At 62.3% G+C, this 17,749-nt stretch carries 19 protein-coding genes; 9 read left to right on the top strand and 10 right to left on the bottom strand.

What is annotated here, in order from left to right; translation table 11 throughout:
* Positions 1–116: 116 nt before the first annotated feature.
* Positions 117–584, top strand: coding sequence for a GNAT family N-acetyltransferase (locus tag LWF01_RS07380; RefSeq protein WP_349640390.1), 468 nt, complete (start codon positions 117–119; stop codon positions 582–584).
* Positions 585–635: 51 nt separating this feature from the next.
* Positions 636–1,046: a hypothetical protein gene (locus LWF01_RS07375; RefSeq protein WP_349640389.1), complete on the top strand. Its 411-nt coding sequence runs from the start codon at positions 636–638 to the stop codon at positions 1,044–1,046.
* Between the two features lie 101 nt (positions 1,047–1,147).
* On the opposite strand, the gene LWF01_RS07370 is transcribed toward LWF01_RS07375, so the two are convergent.
* Together LWF01_RS07370 and LWF01_RS07365 are read right to left on the bottom strand one after the other, a co-directional pair.
* Positions 1,148–1,690 (bottom strand): GNAT family N-acetyltransferase, encoded by a 543-nt coding sequence (locus tag LWF01_RS07370; protein ID WP_349640388.1) that lies wholly within the window; start codon positions 1,688–1,690, stop codon positions 1,148–1,150.
* Positions 1,691–1,879: 189 nt separating this feature from the next.
* Positions 1,880–2,254: a winged helix-turn-helix transcriptional regulator gene (locus tag LWF01_RS07365; protein ID WP_349640387.1), complete on the bottom strand. Its 375-nt coding sequence runs from the start codon at positions 2,252–2,254 to the stop codon at positions 1,880–1,882.
* Between the two features lie 82 nt (positions 2,255–2,336).
* Between LWF01_RS07365 and LWF01_RS07360 the strand changes: the two genes are divergently transcribed.
* Positions 2,337–2,747, top strand: a complete 411-nt coding sequence (locus LWF01_RS07360) for a RidA family protein (RefSeq protein WP_349640386.1) — start codon at positions 2,337–2,339, stop codon at positions 2,745–2,747.
* Between the two features lie 22 nt (positions 2,748–2,769).
* Here the strand turns inward: LWF01_RS07360 and LWF01_RS07355 are convergent, their stop codons facing one another.
* On the bottom strand, positions 2,770–3,435 hold the full coding sequence (locus LWF01_RS07355; RefSeq protein ID WP_349640385.1) for an O-methyltransferase: 666 nt from the start codon (positions 3,433–3,435) through the stop codon (positions 2,770–2,772).
* 270 nt (positions 3,436–3,705) lie between these two features.
* Between LWF01_RS07355 and LWF01_RS07350 the strand changes: the two genes are divergently transcribed.
* Positions 3,706–5,220 carry a DHA2 family efflux MFS transporter permease subunit gene (locus LWF01_RS07350; protein WP_432762003.1) on the top strand — a complete coding sequence of 505 codons (1,515 nt, stop codon included), beginning with the start codon at positions 3,706–3,708 and terminating at the stop codon, positions 5,218–5,220.
* A 67-nt stretch (positions 5,221–5,287) separates the two neighbouring features.
* Here LWF01_RS07350 and LWF01_RS07345 read toward each other — a convergent pair whose 3' ends face one another.
* The 4 genes from LWF01_RS07345 to LWF01_RS07330 form a co-directional block, all read right to left on the bottom strand.
* The gene (locus tag LWF01_RS07345) at positions 5,288–6,256 is read right to left on the bottom strand and encodes a DUF5996 family protein (RefSeq protein ID WP_349640384.1); all 969 of its coding nucleotides are present in this window, start codon (positions 6,254–6,256) and stop codon (positions 5,288–5,290) included.
* 18 nt (positions 6,257–6,274) lie between these two features.
* Complete coding sequence (locus LWF01_RS07340; RefSeq protein WP_349640383.1) at positions 6,275–7,006, bottom strand: flavodoxin family protein; 732 nt, start codon at positions 7,004–7,006, stop codon at positions 6,275–6,277.
* A gap of 4 nt (positions 7,007–7,010) precedes the next feature.
* Entirely contained in the window at positions 7,011–7,487 is a 477-nt protein-coding gene (locus LWF01_RS07335) for a VOC family protein (protein WP_349640382.1), read from the bottom strand.
* Positions 7,488–7,587: 100 nt separating this feature from the next.
* On the bottom strand, positions 7,588–7,959 hold the full coding sequence (locus tag LWF01_RS07330; protein ID WP_349640381.1) for a MarR family winged helix-turn-helix transcriptional regulator: 372 nt from the start codon (positions 7,957–7,959) through the stop codon (positions 7,588–7,590).
* 100 nt (positions 7,960–8,059) lie between these two features.
* Here LWF01_RS07330 and LWF01_RS07325 point away from each other — a divergent pair, with 100 nt between their 5' ends.
* Positions 8,060–9,493, top strand: a complete 1,434-nt coding sequence (locus tag LWF01_RS07325) for an MFS transporter (protein ID WP_349640380.1) — start codon at positions 8,060–8,062, stop codon at positions 9,491–9,493.
* Positions 9,494–9,557: 64 nt separating this feature from the next.
* Here the strand turns inward: LWF01_RS07325 and LWF01_RS07320 are convergent, their stop codons facing one another.
* From LWF01_RS07320 to LWF01_RS07310, 3 genes are all read right to left on the bottom strand, one after another.
* Entirely contained in the window at positions 9,558–11,207 is a 1,650-nt protein-coding gene (locus LWF01_RS07320) for an amidohydrolase (protein ID WP_349640379.1), read from the bottom strand.
* Positions 11,208–11,240: 33 nt separating this feature from the next.
* Positions 11,241–12,503: an MFS transporter gene (locus tag LWF01_RS07315; RefSeq protein ID WP_349640378.1), complete on the bottom strand. Its 1,263-nt coding sequence runs from the start codon at positions 12,501–12,503 to the stop codon at positions 11,241–11,243.
* A gap of 301 nt (positions 12,504–12,804) precedes the next feature.
* Complete coding sequence (locus LWF01_RS07310) at positions 12,805–13,818, bottom strand: LacI family DNA-binding transcriptional regulator (RefSeq protein ID WP_349640377.1); 1,014 nt, start codon at positions 13,816–13,818, stop codon at positions 12,805–12,807.
* A 54-nt stretch (positions 13,819–13,872) separates the two neighbouring features.
* On the opposite strand from LWF01_RS07310, the gene LWF01_RS07305 reads away from it, so the two are divergent.
* The 4 genes from LWF01_RS07305 (at position 13,873) to LWF01_RS07290 (ending at position 17,671) form a co-directional block, all read left to right on the top strand.
* A complete protein-coding gene (locus LWF01_RS07305) occupies positions 13,873–14,598 on the top strand; it encodes an AAA family ATPase (RefSeq protein ID WP_349640376.1) in 726 nt (241 codons plus the stop codon).
* Positions 14,599–14,634: 36 nt separating this feature from the next.
* A complete protein-coding gene (locus LWF01_RS07300) occupies positions 14,635–15,159 on the top strand; it encodes a GNAT family N-acetyltransferase (RefSeq protein ID WP_349640375.1) in 525 nt (174 codons plus the stop codon).
* Positions 15,160–15,368: 209 nt separating this feature from the next.
* A complete protein-coding gene (locus LWF01_RS07295; RefSeq protein WP_349640374.1) occupies positions 15,369–16,493 on the top strand; it encodes a glycoside hydrolase family 183 protein in 1,125 nt (374 codons plus the stop codon).
* Between the two features lie 98 nt (positions 16,494–16,591).
* On the top strand, positions 16,592–17,671 hold the full coding sequence (locus LWF01_RS07290; RefSeq protein ID WP_349640373.1) for a diacylglycerol/lipid kinase family protein: 1,080 nt from the start codon (positions 16,592–16,594) through the stop codon (positions 17,669–17,671).
* The last annotated feature ends 78 nt before the right edge of the window (positions 17,672–17,749 follow it).

The following is a 17,749-nucleotide window of genomic DNA, read 5'->3' as shown; positions in this document are numbered from 1 at the left end:
GTTTCAGCAGGGACGAACTCCGTACGCGCTCTAGGCGATCTTATGACTTAATTCGAGCCTTACGGATGCCCATCGCTGGCTTGAACCTCCTATCTCGATAGGGGAGCATATTGGGCATGCTTATCCGCGCTGCCGGTCGATCCGATGCCTTGCCACTGAGCCAGCTTTTGAACCGCGTGGTCGACGAAGGCGATAAGACAGCTATCGATTCTCACCTAACCGATGCGGAGTTTGCCGAGTGGTTTCTCACCGGCGATCACTGTTTGAGCTGCACCGTAGCTCAGAATGACAGCGGCAGCATCCTGGGTTTCCAAGCTCTCGAACGGTTCCACGACGACCTGCCTGAAGGGATGGCTGATATTGCAACATTCGTGTCAGCGGATGCTCGTGGGAAAGGTATCGGCACAGCCCTTATCGACGCAACAGTGCGCGAGGCACAGGACCGCAATATCACGTCTATCCGTGCTGTGATTCGCAACTCGAACCAAACCGCTACGTACTACTACAGATCAATCGGGTTCAACCAGGACATCAGCGCCACGGATTCGAGCCTCGTCGTCTTGACCCGACAGCTGTCGCAATAGGAAGTCGACTTACACGCGTAGGACCGTTCTACGTCGGTCTACACTGAGCGCATGAGTTCGGGACAGGGTGAAGCGGACGCTCAGGCCAGGTCGACCGTGCGCGCCGCCCTCGCGTATGGACTGGTGCTATTCAGCCCAGTCGTGGCATGGATAGCGTGGGTATCGTGGAGTAATGGCAACACGAGCAACACCATGCACGTGCTCTGGTTCGCGACAGTAGCTCTCGGATGCTTGATCGCCGGCGGCTTTGCACCGCGCACGACAGGACACTATTTTTTGCTGATGGCGATCGCGATCGTGTCTACGATGATTACGCTGTTTCTGTGGTGGTCCGCAGCTGACAGCACAGGACTATTCATGATCGGGATTATTATCGCCACACCGCTGGTCATGATGGCGGTAGCGATCGTGCTATTGATCGGCCGCTCGCTTGCAGCCTTCGGGGCGGCCAAATCTGCTTAAGCCATCCACCAGGCAGACCATTTGAAGCCATGCCCGGCATGGCTGGAGCGGCCGGAAGCTCACGACTTCCTTCGATCACCGCCAAGCAACGTAAGGAACCGTTACCGGACGATTGAGACGTCAGCTCGACCGATCCGTAGCGACGACAAGTCGTACAACCATGCATTCACCCTGATCGGATTCCCCTTCGGATACTCGAAGTCCTCCTCGCCGCGGAAGCAGAAACCGACAGATTTGCAGAGCGAATTCGATGCCCGGTTGTCGATGCGGGGAAATGCAACAACTTGCTCGCGGTCGCCATACGTCGCTGCGTGCTGAAGGCAAGCTGCCAGTGCCATGGAAGCGAAGCCTCGCCCCTGGTATGCGGTCGCAACGCTCCATCCGGCTTCGTACACCTCCGCGTCTGCCCACTTCGTCTTCCAGTAACCCACCGATCCGACCGGAATCTCCTCTGATGCGGCGTTGACCGTAAACATACGCGCTTCGCCGTCCTCCCAGAGGCGGAGAAAATTTGCTTGGCGTTTCAGTAGCTGCTCCCCCGTTTCCGGACCTCCGAGAAACGTTGTCATCTCTGGCGTATTACTCCGTTCGAGCACCGGCATGTCGTCACCTGTCCAGGGCTTCAAAGAAATTTGATCCGTCATGATTCGACAGTAGGGCCTCCCACCGACAACGACTGGTGGCCTCATCCGGAGCCGCCAGAGGGGCGGCCGGTGCGGCATCATGCCCCAAGTAGATGGCAGTCGAAGCTCACCGCTGCGCGCGAACAAAGCAAGTGATGCGTTGGTCGGTTGCGACCGCCAACGATTATCGCGGCCTCCGGATTAAACCAGTCATGCTTCGTCGTCGAACTTTGCTCGTGCGCGCTCGACATCGGGCATGTGCATGGCGGTCCACTGCAAGAGTTCATCGATTGGCCCGCGGAGTGTCTTTCCAAGAGACGTGATGCGGTACTCGACGGCGATGGGACGTGAGCTTGTGATGACTCGGTCGACGACACAGTTACGCTCCAGTCGCCGAAGCGTCGCCGTAAGCGACTTCTGTGTCACTGCAGGGATGGCGCGTCGCAACTCATTGAACCGCGAGGGCTGCTCACAGAGACGGTCGAGCACCTGCAACGGCCACTTATCGAGTACCTGGTCGAGCAGGTCACGGTGTGGCGCGTCTATCTCAAGGCCGTCGATTGCGGGCCGGTTGGTTTCGGTCACGCTACCTAGTCTCGTTGAAGTGCCCTTTGGTAACCAGGTAGCAATGAGGTACCAATCAAACACAAAACAATCGGAGATACCCATGGCCGTTCAGCTGTTGACACCCGAAGGCATGATGCAGCCTGTCCCCTACCACCACGTCGCGATCGGTTCCGGCACTCGCCAGGTGCATGTGACGGGTCAGATCTCGCGCGATGCCGCGGCGAAACCCATCGCCACAGGTGACCTCGCCGGTCAGGTCGCACAGGCACTTCGCAACACCGCGATCGGGCTTTGCAGCGCGGGTGCGAGCTTCGCCGACGTCGTGCGCCTAACGTTCTACGTCACACGATGGGGTCCTGAGCAGATCGGTGACTTCATGGCAGGTATCGAGCGCGTCGCCGACGAGCTTGAGATTCCCAGGCCGCTACCACCTGCATCGCTCATCGGGGTCGAGTTTCTCTTCGAACCCGACGTGCTCGTCGAGGTCGAGGCGACCGCCGTACTCGACTAGCTGCCAGGAAGATCTCGTGTAGCTAGCGAACCCGCGCGATTGAAAAGCCGTCCCAGCCCTTGGAGCCCACCGTTTGCACCGCGGTCGCATCCAGTCGTTCGTCCTCCGCGGTCATTTCAAGGAAGCGGCGCACCCCGCGCACGTCAGGGTCCGACGTCCCCTGATCAGCCACCTGTCCGTCGCGGACGATGTTGTCACAGACGATGATGCTCCCCGGCCGGGTGAGCTTCATCGCCCACTCCAGGTAGTGCGGGTTGTTGCGCTTGTCTGCATCGATGAACACCAGGTCGAACGGACCGGCGCCCTCCTGAGCAAGCTGTGGAAGTGTCTCAAGCGCCGGCCCGATCCGAATCTCGATCCGGTCGGCAAGGCCTGCGTGCCCGAAGTTCGATCGCGCGATCTCGGCATGCTTCGGCTCAGCCTCCAGTGTCACGATCCTGCTATCGACAGGAGTGCCTCTTGCCAGCCAGATCGTGCTGTAGCCACCAAGCGTGCCAATCTCCAGCACGGACCTCGCACCGCTGATCTGCGCAAGCAGCATCAGAAACTTGCCCTGAACCGGCGACACGTCGATGGAGGGCAACCCTGCTGCGGCGTTGGCGTCATGCACGGCGACCAGGATCGAATCCTCCGACACAAGGAGATCGGCAAGGTAAGAATCGACAGATGTCCACTGGTCGTTAGTCATGATTCATCATGCCCTACCCAAGCTGCGCGAAATCGCCACGGCGACCAATTAAGACGGCGCCGACAGGCTGTCTGCCAGCAGAAAATTCGATAGCGGAATACAACCCGGTTGTGTTCGACTTATACCTGTCGGTGTTCGCTGGATTTGTTCACGCCCGGAAGTTCCCAAACTTGTTGCCTGGCCATTGTTCACGCAGACCACCGCATTCTTTGTCCCCCCAAGTCGCGGCCGACGTTTGTTGCCCGCGCGAACTGATCGAACAGGATAACCGTGACCAGCGCGTCAAATAGCTCGTCCCCAGACCTCGACACGACCGAAAAGCCAACCGCCGACGTCGATTCGGCAGCAAGCAGCGCCCAGGCCGCCAGCCTCGACATCAGGAACCGCAAGGTCATCTACCTGCTCCTTGCGGCGGCATTCGTCGTCATCCTGAACGAGACGATCCTCAGTGTCGCGCTCCCCCACCTGATGAACGACCTCGCGGTCTCTGCGTCGACAGCTCAATGGCTATCGACGGCATTCATGCTGACGATGGCGATCGTCATCCCGATCACGGGCTTCCTGATCCAGCGGATCAACACCAGGCCGATGTTCACCGCGGCGATGACCCTGTTCAGCGTCGGCACGCTGACCGCCTTCCTTGCGCCGGGATTCGTTATGTTGCTGGTCGGGCGGATAATCCAGGCCACCGGCACCGCCATCATGATGCCCCTGCTGATGACGACCGTACTGTTGCTCGTCCCTGCCGCCAGGCGCGGCAAGGTAATGGGAAATATCAGCATCGTGATCGCGGTCGCACCGGCGATCGGCCCAACCATTTCCGGGATTATTCTCAGTGTGGGTTCGTGGCGGTGGATGTTCGGCCTCGTGTTGCCGATTGCCGTCGCCATGCTGCTATACGGCATGCGCCGGGTGGAGAACGTCTCCGAACCGAAGCGGGTGCCGATCGACGGCCTGTCGGTCGTCCTGTCGGCCTTCGCCTTCGGCGGGCTCGTCTATGGGCTGAGCCAGGCCGGCGAGGGTGCTGCGGGAAACAGCGTCGCGCCGATGGTGATCTCCCTCGTGGTCAGCGCAATCACTATGACCGCATTCATCACCAGGCAGATCAAGCTGCAGCGCTCAGACCGAGCGCTGCTTGACCTGCGCACTTTCCGGATCCGCACGTTCACGATCGCCATTCTGATGATGACCACCAGCATGATGGCCCTCTTCGGCACAATCATTGTGCTGCCGATCTATCTGCAGAACGTCATTCGGCTGGACGCGTTCTACACCGGCCTCCTGATGTTGCCCGGCGGCCTGCTGATGGGACTTGCGGCGCCATTTGTCGGACGTTTGTACGACAAGGTTGGTCCGCGGGTTCTTCTGGTGCCCGGCACCATCATCGTGAGCAGTGTCCTGTGGCTGCTGACCATGGTGACCGAATCCACCTCGCCGTTCGCGATCCTGGCCGCGCACATTTTGCTCAGCCTCGGGCTGGCGTTGCTCTTCACCCCGCTGTTCACCTCGGGATTGGGTTCGCTGACGCCGGACCTGTACTCGCACGGCAGCGCCATCGTCGGCACGGTGCAGCAGGTTGCCGCAGCGGCCGGCACCGCGCTGTTCATTACCCTGATGGCATCGCGCACCGCGGCCCTGACCGCCGCGGGCTCCGCTCCCGCCGCCGCAGCGGCAGGTGGCGTCCGGATGGCGTTCCTCGTCGGTGCGGCGATCTCGCTTCTGTCAGTAGTGGCGGCGTTCTTCGTCCGGAAGCCGGAGACCGAGCCGGCAACGCACGGCGGCTAGGCGGGGGTCGGCCGGGCGCGGTCACAGGCGCCCGGCCGACCGAGTCACGCTCCTTGGCGGCTAATCCTCAGCTACCAGGGACAGCGATATTGCTGCGACGGTGGTTCCACCGGCTCGGATCGGCTTCGAGCGTGCTCCGGTCCCACCCGCCATGCATGGCCGCGGCCTGATAGCTGTCATGCAGGAAGTCGAGCAGCGTCCGATCGGGATCGTTTGCTGTACGAACAGCCTCATACGGCAGCAGAAACTGGCCGTTCTCAGAACTGTAGAACGCCGCATTCGGCCGGACAGGATGTTCCGCGAATCCGTCCGGCTCGGGATACGCATAGGCATAGAAGGCGCCTTCGTCTCCCCCGCCCGGCCAGAAGCCGAAACTGCTCAGCTCGTGGGAGTATCCCTCCACCATCACCCAGTCGCCGCAGTTGGGGGCGCCGCCAGGGTGCGTCGGCGCACTTCGACCGGAGAATCGGGTACAGGCCAGGTCCATCGCTCCCCAGAAGAAGTGCACGGGGCTGACCTTGCCCGAGAAGTGCGAGCGGAACTCGTGTAGCACCCGATCGGCCTGAACCAGCTGCCGCCAGAACAGGTGAACGGCTTCGGCGTCGTACGACGCGTGCCCGGTGTCCTCGGCAAACGGGACAGCCGGATCCACCTCGTTCGGCCCCGCCTGAATCCGGCAATCGATGCCGAGCTCATCGAGTGCCTGCATGACCTGCTGATAGAAGGTGGCTACCGACTTCGGTTCGAGGTCGATCTGACGTGCCGAGCCGTCGCTGACCCGGATCTGTAAGTTGTGCTGGCAGAAGTCGAATTCGATATCGAAAACCCGATTACCGCACGGCACTGTCGACGTGGTCAGCCCTCGTGGCGTCACGTAAAGAGTCACTTGCCACCAGTGGTTGAGCAAGGGTGCGTGTGCCATCCGGATCTTTCCGACGATCTGGGTCCACATGTGCAGGGTTTCCCGCGTTGCCGTCCAGTCATCGACCCGAAGGCTGGGCCAGGATTGCGCCGGTTGCTTGCTCTGCTCCGCCATCTTCGCGCCTTCCATGCCTCACCGGTGGTCAGGGTTGTCGAATTCCGGCCGGCAGCCGGCATCCCATGCGCTTCGCTGGTTCCCGTAAGCCGGTACTCCCCCGGCATTCGCAAGGATTCGCGCGATATGCATCAGGTTGAAGGTCATGAACGTCGTATTCCGATTCGTGAAGTCGTTCTCCGGTCCACCCGATCCAGGATCGCCATAGGAAGGACCCGGCCCTGCCTCGCCCACCCAGCCGGCGTCGGCCTGCGGCGGGACCGTATAACCGAGGTGCTGCAGGCTGTAGAGCACGTTCATCGCGCAGTGCTTGATCCCATCCTCATTACCGGTGATCAGACAGCCACCCACCCGACCGTAATAGGCGTACTGCCCGGAATCGTTGAGCAGGCTGGAACAGCCGTACAGCCGTTCGATCACCCGCTTCATGACCGAACTGTTGTCGCCAAGCCAGATCGGTCCGCACAGCACAAGGATGTCTGCCGCCAGCACGCGGCGAAACAACGAGGGCCACTCGTCGGCCTGCCAGCCATGTTCGGTCATGTCCGGCCAGACGCCAGTTGCGATGTCATGGTCAATCGCCCGCAGGGTGTCGACGTCGACACCACGCCTTCTCATGATCTCGCTGCTGAATCCGATCAGCTCGTCGGTGTTACTGCGCTCTGGCGACTTCTTCAAGGTGGTGTTGATGAACAGCGCTCGCAAGCCGGAAAACTGCGGTACATCGGAAGCGGATGTCTGGCTGCTCACGGCTTCACTGACCGTCGTAGGCTCGCTGCAGCTCCGCGATCTCTATCTTGCGCATGCCCAGCATCGCCTGCAACACGCGGTTGGCTTTCTCCGGATCCGGGTCAGTCAGCAGTTCCCCAAGCACCGAAGGGACAATCTGCCATGATAGGCCGAATCTGTCCTTCAGCCAGCCGCACATTGACGGCGCTCCACCGTCGGACGTCAATTTCTCCCACAGCTCGTCGGTCTCTTCCTGCGATTCGGTGCTGACCGACAAGGAGATCGCCTCGGTGAACTGAAAAGCCGGGCCGCCGTTGAGCGCCTGATGCTCCACGCCCTCCAGCTCGAAGTCAACCGTCAGAACCGAACCGGCGGGCCGTCCACTGCCTTCGCCGTAATAGGACGTGTTGAGGATCCTGGAGTTTTTGAAGAGCGAAACGTAAAACGTTGCTGCTTCCTCGGCCTGGTCATCGAACCAGAGGCAGGGCGTGATCTTTTGCATGGTTGGTCCTCTCGGCGGCGGAGCTGACAGTCGTCAGTCTGGACCACGCCGGGCCGAACGGCAAGGGTCAGGAGTAAGGCAACCCGGATGTCTCCTCGGATTAACCGAGTTCAGCCGCAAGCGTGCTCCTATACACTTCCCGGGCGCGGGCATGCAGCGAAGTGCCCTGCGCGGTAAGGCTGACAAACATCGAGCGGCGGTCCAGGTCGCATTCCTTGCGCTCGACCAGCCCGGCCTTCTGCAATCTGTCAACGATGCGCGACAACGCGCTCTGCGTCATTGGCGTCAGATCGACGAGCGCTCGCATCCTGCACTCATCGGCGTTGTTTTCGGCAATCAGGTCCAGGATCTCGAACTCACTGAGCCCAAGTTCGAAGTTCTCACCGAGCACGTGGTCCAGTGCGGCAGCTGTAGACAGATACGAACCTTGGAGTCCGCGCCACTGTTCCACTACGTCGGTCGGCCTGCTCATACCGTCGAGTGTACTCGTTCGTACAGATTTATGCAGCGGACTGTTATGCGTCTTCATTACATGCTTGCTCGTTTAATGACGCGTCATATATATTCGTGTCATGACGAACATCGACATCTCCCCTCGCCCGGCGCCGGTCGTATCCGGATACGACCGCTGGTCCCGTAAGAGCTGGCTTCTCCTCCTAGTGGTCTGCATCGTCATCGCCCTCGACGGGCTAGACGTCTCCATGGTGGGCGTGGCACTCCCCTCGATCGGCACCGAGCTCGGGCTGGAGACCGGATCCCTGCAGTGGATCGTCTCCGCCTACGTTCTGGGTTATGGCAGCCTCCTTCTACTCGGTGGCCGACTGGCCGATCTCTTCGGCCGGCGCAAGATCCTGCTGATCGCCCTCGGCGTATTTGCCGCCGCATCCATCGTCGGCGGCCTCGTCGATGATCCCGCCGTGCTCATTGCCTCACGGTTCATCAAGGGGGTCGCCGCAGCCTTTACCGCACCGACGGCGTTCTCGTTGATCACCACCAACTTCGCCGAGGGCCCTTCCCGCAATAAGGCAATTTCGATCTTCACCACATTCGCCGCGAGTGGCTTCTCGCTCGGCCTCATCGTCGGTGGACTCATGACGTCGTTGAGCTGGCGCTGGACATTCCTCTTCTCCGCACCCTTCGCGATCGCCGCTATCATCTTGGGCCTGTACTTCGTGCCGCGGGACAAGCGCGCCCTCGAAGGCGGTCACGACATCTGGGGAGCACTCACCCTCGCTCTGGGGATGCTCGGTCTCGTTTTCACTGTGGTCTCGGCCCCCGACGTCGGATGGGGATCGCTACGGACCGTGATCGGCCTCATCCTGTCCGGTCTCCTGCTCACCGCGTTTACGCTCATCGAACTGCGGGTGCGGCATCCGCTGATCCGATTCGGCATCGTCCGCGAAGGCTTCGTTGCCCGGGCCAACCTCAGCGCCATCGCTCTGTTCGGCTCCTACATCAGCTTCCAATTCATCCTGACGATCTATCTGCAGTCGGTGCTCGGCTGGACCCCGCTCAGCATGGCGCTCGCATTGCTCCCGGCCGGGATGGTTGTGGTGCTCAGCGCCCCGTTCGCCGATCGACTGATCGACCGGTTCGGCTCCTCGACCCTGATCCTGGTGGCACTAGGCGCACTCTCGCTGGGGTATTTGCTGTTCCTCCGAGTGGGAACAACGCCCAACTACCTGCTGGACATCCTGCCGTCGGTTCTGCTGCTCGGCGCCGGTTTCGGCCTCGGTTTCCCGTCGATTCAGGTCCAGGCCACGACCGGAATTGCCGACAGCGAACAGGGCCTCGCTGCCGGACTGGTGCAGAGCAGTTCGCAGGTCGGCGCCGCCCTCGTTCTCGCGGTGACGACGGCGCTGATCTCGACGGGATCGCATACAGTGGACGCCACCGCGGTGCAGCTTCTCGACGAGTTCAGGCCGGGCCTCATCCTGAGTACCTGCGTCGCACTCGCCGGATTTGCGATCGCGGCCATGCCCCGTAAGCGACTCCGGTCCCGCTAAGGCTTGCCGTACTTGCCCTTGCCGGTGCCCGCCAGCGTCCGCCAGCAAGGGCAAGCTTGTTCGGTCAGTCGGAAGCGGCGGCGAAACTGGTCTTACCGCCCACCACGGTCCGAACTATCCTGGCATCGAGCAGCGATTCCACGCCGGAGACGAACGGGTCGGTGTCGATCACGGTGAAGTCGGCCAACATACCTGTCTCCAGGCGTCCAAGGTCGGTTTCGGCGCCGCATGACCACGCAGCATCGCGGGTCGCGTGCCCGATCGCCTCTGAGAGCGGTACGGCCAGAGCCGAAATGTTCGGTTCCAGAGTGGGATCCAGCGCCGACCGGCGGGTTGCGGCCACGAACAGGTTCGGCAGGGCGGGATACGGCGCGGTCGGCGCATCGGTTCCGAAGGCAAGCCTGGCGCCGGCATCCGTGAACTCTGGCCAGGGATAGCCGCGATCGACCCGATCGTCGCCCAGCACGGATCGCCAATTCGACTGGATCGCCGGATCGGCGTGCACCGGCTGCATCGACGCGACGACGCCCAGGCGAGCGAGCCGCTCGACATTCTCAGGCTTGACCACCTCGAGGTGCTCGATGCGGTGCCGCCGCACCCGGGCACCGTTGACCGAGTAGGCCCGCTCAAGTGCGGTGAGTGCGATATCCGAAGCTTCATCCCCGATCGCATGGATGGCGATCTGCAGACCAGCAGCGTCCGCCGCGGTCACCACCGGCACCAGTGACTCCAGATCCCAGATCGGCCCCGGTAATGAACCGTCGGCAAAGGGTTTCGTCATCGCCGCGGTACATGCGTCGATAACCCCATCGACCACGATCTTGATGCCAGCGACTCGAAGCCAGGGTGAACAGACGGATTTGGCCAACCCGATCGCCCGATCGACCTGTTGCACATTGCCCTCGGCGGAGTCAGTGCGCTCGATGAACCAGTGACCAACGACCCGGATGGGTAGGGTCCCGCCGCCACTTGACTGCGCCCGGTCGAGGGCCTGCAGGTCCAGTTCATTCAGCGCCATGTCGATGCCGCCCGTCACCCCGGCGGCAAGGTACGTGCTGAATGTCCGGGCCAGGGCGTCATCCCGTTCTTCGTCGGAGACCTTCGCCGCCAGCGTCGACCACACGTGTTGCTGTGCCGCGGTCTCGAGCAGCAATCCTGTCGGTTCTCCCGTTGTTGGATCCTTCACGATTGTGCCGCCAATCGGGTCCGGTGTGTCCTTCGTGATTCCCATCTCGCGCAGCGCCGCGGTATTGACCCAGCACGAGTGAAAGTCGTTGGCATCCAGGTAAACCGGAATGTCGGCGATCGCGTCGTCGAGCATCTGCCGGGTCGGTGTGCCACCCGGGACGTGGTCGAATAGCCAGCTGACTCCGAGAATCAGTTCCGCGTCCGGCGCCGCTTCCCGCGCCGCCAACAGCCGGCGCTGGATCTCCTCGAGGTTCCCAGCGTCGACGAGCCCAACCTTCTGCAAGGACTGGCCCATCATCATCAGGTGGGTATGCGCGTCGATAAAGCCAGGCACCACCAGACTGCCGGCCAGATCGACGACCTGTGGCGAGTCGCCGGCCATCCGCTCGGCTGTCTCAGCATCGCCGACCCAGGCGAGCCGGTCCCCCTCGACGACGAGCGATTCGGCGAAGCCCTGCTCACCGGCGGTGAAGATCGAGCAGTTGCGGTAGATGGTGCGAGTTGTGGATCGGGTGTCAGCTGGCATTTGGTGCTGGTCTCCTACAGATAATCAATGGGTTCAGGCGACTGGGGTCGTCGCTGAATCGGGTGAGCTGGCTGAGGACGGGGACTGCGCGGTGAGCGCCGCTTCACGCTTTTCAATATTCCACGACATCCGGGCGACGAAGACCAACGGGAAGCACAGCACGAAACTGAAGCAGGCGAAGATGATGCCGAAGGTATGGAAGCCGAACGTGTCCGCGACCAACGCGCCGACCACCGGGGCGAAAGCCGACCCGAAGAGATAGACCCCGTTGAGCGGGCCCGACCAGCGACCCTGCGCGTCAAGCGCCGCAGCGGTCGCAGCGATGTACGTGAACGCGGCCACGTAGATGGTGTTCCAGGCGATGATCGCCGCCATGTAGACAGTTTGGTCAGTGGTGAAACTGGCGAGAATCTTCATCGATCCGCCCAGGACCAGAAGAATTCCCAGCGGCAGTGCCCGGCCAAGCCTTTTCCCGACCCAGGTCAGCGGGATCAGAGCGATCACGCCTCCTGCTGTCGAGGCACTCAGGATGAAACCGAGATCGGCGTCGGTCGTGCCGGCCTGGGCGTTGCCCATTGCGCCAGCCATCGCCCAGATCGAGTCTTCGCCGACTCCCCAGAGGGCAAAGGACACGAGCAAAACGAACCCGGCGATCGTCACCCGCCGGTTGCCTGGCCGCGGCGCCTTTGCTGATATCTCAGACTCGACCGCGACCGCTTTGATCGGCGCCGATGGAAGCCAGCCGACGCAGAAAAGAAAGAAGAGCGCGAGCAGGGCAACGCTGCCGAACGCGGTGAGCATGCCGCCGCCGAGCAGCGGGATGATGGCGAGGACGACCGTCACCACGATCCGGTTCGTCAGGCTGGCCCAGCCGTTGACCCGGTTCGGATCACGGATCGCGGCAATCGCGGCGCCCGACGATGACACGGCGCCACCGCCGCCGATGCCGCCAACGATGATGCCGACGACCGCAACCGCGGCGCTGGGAACTATTGCGGCGAGACCAAACCCGACGATCATCAGGACAAGCCCGGCCCGGCCGATCAGGTGCCGGCCGCTGAGTGCCGCATAACGGGCTGTCAGCATGCTCGTAATTGCGGTAGCCAACATGCTGCCGGTCATCACGGCACCCGCGGTGGAAACGGTCATGCCCAGTTCGGATGTCATCGCCACCAGCATCAACGGGATCAGGTTTGCGACCATGAAGCCGACCACCCCGATTCCGAATATCGACACGAAGCGGGTGGCGGTGAGTGGAAGCCGTTCAGCCACGGCAGTCGATGTTTGGTCGCTCATAAGTCTGATACCTCTCTGTATCAATTGATCCTTGAGCTGTCCGGCAGGCCAGGTACTGTCCGATGGTTTCGGGACCGCCGCGTCTCTCTGCCGAATCGATTCGGCATACCGAGCTTAGGTGCTCACGACGAAAATCGTCAATGGTTTGGCAGATTCTTAGCGGAAAACGTTGCACTTACGCTAGTAGGCGACGAATTCAGCGGGCCAGGTTGGAAGCCACGAAGGCCTCACTCGGAGGCGTGCGGCCGGAGTGAGCGGGGCGGAAGCCGCGAAGGCTCGCCGCGGGGCTTACGGCCGGAAGCTACCCGGACGAGCCGTGGGTCGAGGAGGCCCGGATGTTGAGCTCGGTAGGAAGCTCGCTGAGCAAGGGTGCGTCTTTTCGTTCGGAAGCCAGCACATCCAACAGCATCTCGGCGCAGCTGCGGCCCAGACTCCGAGGGCGAAGATCAACGCCGGTGATCGGCGGCGTTGAAAGTTGCATCAGGATTGAATCGACATATGAGGCAATGAGCACGTCATTTCCCACCTCAAGTCCGCGCGCCCTGACCGCCGCCACCGCGCCGACCGCGGCGGCATCCGGTGCGGAGACGATCGCGTCCGGTGGTGTGGCGCCATCGAGCAGTTCAGCCGATGCCCGCTCCACGTCTCCCGGCGTCGAATCGAATTCCACCTGAACGGAAAGCGGCGTTCGGCCGCGTTCGGCACACCAGTTTGCGTAACCGGTGCGGATCGCCCGGCCCCAGTGCGAGTTGGTTCCGGGCGCGATCAGGGCGGGTCGTAGGGCGCCCTGATCGACGAGGTGATCGAAGAGTTGATAGACCGCGCCCTGGTGGTCGGTCACGACGACTCCCGCGGGTTCGGGCAGGTCTCGTGGACCGTATTCTCCTGTGACGACCGGTAACTTACCGCCGAGCAGGCTACGCGCGACGGGGTCGTCATCGAGGGGGTCGACAAGGATGACGCCATCCAGCAGGTGCATGGCTGGGTCGTCCGGTTCGATCCCGCGGGCCAGCAGGATGAGGGAAACTCCTTGATCGTGGGAACCCTCCGCGGCGCCGAACGCAAAGTCCATGTAGTAGGCGCGGCCGAAAACCTGATCGGGCATATAGAGTCCGATGCTCAACACCCGATCCTGACGCAGCTTGCGGGCCCAGATATTGGGCGCGTAGCCGAGACTGTCCGCAATTCGGAGAACGTGCTGCCGGGTCTGATCGGATACCCGTCCGGTCTGGGCTATCGCCGCCGACGCGGTTGTCCGGGAAACGCCGGCGGCACGGGCGACGTCCAAGAGGGTCACCGCACTCGAGCCTGACATGCCATGAGGCTACCAGCGGTCATCTGTGTCACTGCCAGCTGGCACGCTGTGACCATGAACCTCTCCCGGCACCCGATCCGTGAGCTCGTCGAGGATCAGCTGAATCCGCAGGACCGTGCACAGTGGCCCGCGACGTTGCCTCCCGTCGCACAACTGCTCGACGACGGCCTGACTCTGGGTCCCGCAACGGTGCTGGTCGGCGAGAACGGTTCGGGCAAGTCGACCCTCATCGAGGCGATCGCACTCGCCTATGGGCTTTCAGCCGAAGGCGGTTCGACCGGGGCGCGGCATTCCACCAGGTCGAGCGAATCGGACCTGGCCGGTCACCTACGGCTGGTTCGCAATGCCGGCAGCACCAAACGCGGATACTTCCTGCGAGCCGAAACCATGCACGGCTTTTTCACCTACCTGGAGCAAAACCCCCGTACCGGCGGACGCCAGGACTTCGACTTTCACGATATGTCGCACGGCGAGTCTTTCCTCCAACTCGCGATCGACCGGTTCAGAAGTCCGGGGCTCTGGCTGCTGGACGAGCCCGAGTCGGCCTTGTCGTTCGGCGGCTGCCTCGCCCTGCTCGGAATTCTCAAAGAGCTGATTGCGGACGGCGAATCCCAGGTCGTTCTCTCCACCCACTCCCCCTTGCTGGCATCGCTGCCCGGAGCCGACATCCTCGAAGTCGGCCCATGGGGCCTGCGCCGCAGCGCCTGGCATGACCTCGATCTCGTTACCAACTGGAAGAACTTCCTCGACGACCCTGTCCGCTACCTTCGCCACTTATAGCAGGTGGTGGAGGCCGCCTGCTGGTACCTTCGGACCATGCAAAGCAGCCACGCCCTGATCAGAGCGGCCGAAGACAGGGACGCTCCTCGTCTGGCCGAGGTGCACGTGGCCGCCTGGCGCGCTGCGTACAAGGACGTGATGAGCGCCGAGTATCTCGAAAGTCTGGACATCGAACGGTCGACTTCCTTTTGGCGGCGGCAGATTTCCGAGCCGCGCCCAGGAGTTAGCCAACTGGTCGCCGAAACCGGCGACGGAGTTGTCGGATTCGCCATCGTCGGGCCTCCCCGGGACGACGTTGCGCCAGGTACCGGGCAACTATGGGCGATCAACCTGCATCCCGACTCATGGGGACAGGGAATCGGCTCGAAACTGTTCGGCGCCGCAGAACAGCTTCTGCGGCGACTCGGTTACGCCGCCGGCTATCTGTGGGTGGAACAGGGAAACGATCGCGCGATCCGGTTCTACCGCGGACGAGGATGGCCGGCCGACGGCGCCAGCAAGGTCGACGTTGACACCACGCCGCCGCTTACCGAGAACCGGCACAGCCGTACGTTCCGGTAGCTCTGCCCGACCGTCAACGCAACAGACTTTCCAGCCTCCTTATCGACATTGAAGGTCAACGGCCGGAACCAGTCGTCACAGCAGCGAGTCACGTCTCCGAACGACCTCCCCTACTCCTGATCACGCAAGCGTGGTAGAGATGGACACAGCAGATGGCCGATCGGCAGGCCTCGCAGCCACCGCACAGCACACAAGCATTTGGAGCTCGTTTGCCAGGCGATATCAGCAAGTACCCCAGGGCGCGGCTGACCCGCGCCGCCTTCCTGAAGTCCGCTCTGGGCGCTGCCGTCGGTCTCTCCACGATCGGTACCGGGATAACCGCCGCCGGGGCCGCCTCGGATGGACGCCCGCCAGACGGCCGAACTCCGGAGGTTATTAAACTCGCCGATCTGACCGGCCCTGGGCTTACAACGGGCTTCCGGATGGAGGCAACCAGCCTTGGCATACCAGCCGTCACGCCCGACGGGCGTACCCTCTTCATCTTTGGCGACACCTTCGAGAATGCGAAGGTGGGCAACGGCTGGTGGCGATCACCGGTCGGTCTGTATTCGACGACGAAGGACCTGAACAGCGGGGTCCAGTGGTCCGGTGCCGTGGGCGGCAGCGTGGCCGAACAGTTGTGGCCATATGTGCATAACAACCCTGGGTTCTCTACCGTCCTGCCCACTGACGTGCTGACCATCGGCGGCAGCATGTACCTGCACGTAATGGTTTGCCGGGAAAATGGCAGCGTGGTCCGAACCGAGATCTGGCGCTCGGAAGACTCCGGCGGCAGTTGGACATTCACCGGGGCGCAGTTCGACGCCGAGCTTCATGGCGGCCTGTTCCAGCAGCTGACCTGGGCGCCAGGCGGCGACGGCTATGTGTACATCTACTCAACCGGCTTCCAGCGAGACAAGCCGATCATCCTGAGCCGGGTTCGACAGGACCGAATTGCTGATTCGACGGCCTATCAACCGTGGGGCTACAGCGAGGGCGCCTGGGCCTGGGGCCGCACGCCGACCCCGGTACTTGCCGGAAAGTTCGGCGAACTCTGCCTGCGCCGGCTGGGCGGCCGATGGGTGCTTACCTGGTTCAATGCCGGTGAAGACAGGATTGAGGGCTTGATCGCCGATTCCCTGACCTCGAATCTCGAATTGGCCGAGCGAAAGACGTTGGTCTATGGCACGCACTGGGCCGGCGAGGATGACAACCACGTTGCCCAGCTCTACGGCGGTTACATCATTCCGGGATCAACGCTGAACCAATTGCATCTGTCCGTCAGCCAGTGGAAGACCGATACGGGTTGGCCCTATAAGGTCATGCAGTTCCGGGTCACCGACTTCGCATCCTGAATAGAGGAATCGCTTCATGCTCGCCGTCGAAATCCCCACGCCGGTTGACGGCATATTGGCCCATCCGAGCTCGAAACTGACGGAGTAGACGCAGAGCGATGCCGGACTCCCGCCCTGAACCAACTGGCTCTCGTCGCCTCCGCACAGCGGTCATCTACAACCCCACCAAGGTGAACCAGCCGCGTCTGCGTCGGGCCATCGCTGCTGTTGAGCGAGATCGAGACTGGCGGCCGTCAGTATGGCTGGAGACCGAACGCCACGATGCCGGAGCCGGTGCTGCGCATAAGGCGCTCGCCCAGGAGGTCGACCTGATCATTGCGGCGGGAGGCGATGGAACCGTAAGGGCGGTGGCCTCGGAACTGGTCGACACGCAGGTCCCACTCCTGATCATTCCGGTCGGCGCCACGAACCTGTTCGCCACCAATCTGGGATTGCGGTCCCGCGGTTACACCCGCGCGCTGCGTCGTGCCCTTGCCGGTCAACCCTTTTCGGTCGGTGCCGGCCGAATCGAGCTCACCAGAGCTGACGGCGGCCTGGAAAGCCTGCGGTTCTTCGTGATCACCGGATTCGGCCTGGATGAACACATGGTTCGCAACACGAGCGCCAAGCACAAGAACGCCCTGCGCTGGCCCGCCTACATTCCCGCAATCATCACCAGCCTGCGTTCACGCGCCTCCAGCCGGGTCCGGATCCGACTCGACGGCCAGGATCAGGGCTGGCAACAGGCCCATACGGTGATGACCGGAAGCTGCGGTCGGCTGCCGACCGGGATCAGCATCCTGCCAAATGCTCATCCTGCCCGGGGTAGCTTCGATGTGCTCACGATGCGTTCACTAGCGCCGCTCAACCTCGTACGATTCATGGCCTGGCTCGTCCGGAAAAACCTTCCTGCCGGCCGGAACCAACGCCGGCGGCAAAGGGATTCGAGCCACAACACGACGCTCTCCTACCGCGAAGCGCACTCAGTCACGCTCGACTTCGAGGGTCCAATGGCTTTTCAGGCTGACGGGGAATCCATCGGGGAGGCCACCGCTGCGCAGATCGACCATCTACCAGACGCCATCCGGGTCATGCTGCCGGTAGGTACAACATGGCCCGGATTGCGCAGTCACGTTGCAAGAGCGTCGGAACTTCAGCGATCCTGCTTGCCAGACACTGCGGACCGGAGAAAACCATAAAGCGACATGTAGGCAAACAGAGTGCCTACGAGGACTGCGATGCCAAAAGCACCTCCCAGGTCTGCTTCCTGCCACATG

Origin of the sequence: Saxibacter everestensis, assembly GCF_025787225.1 — a bacterium.
Lineage (GTDB): Bacteria > Actinomycetota > Actinomycetes > Actinomycetales > Brevibacteriaceae > Saxibacter > Saxibacter everestensis.
Note: the sequence above shows the minus strand (reverse complement) of the source record. Positions and strands in the feature narration are given on the sequence as shown.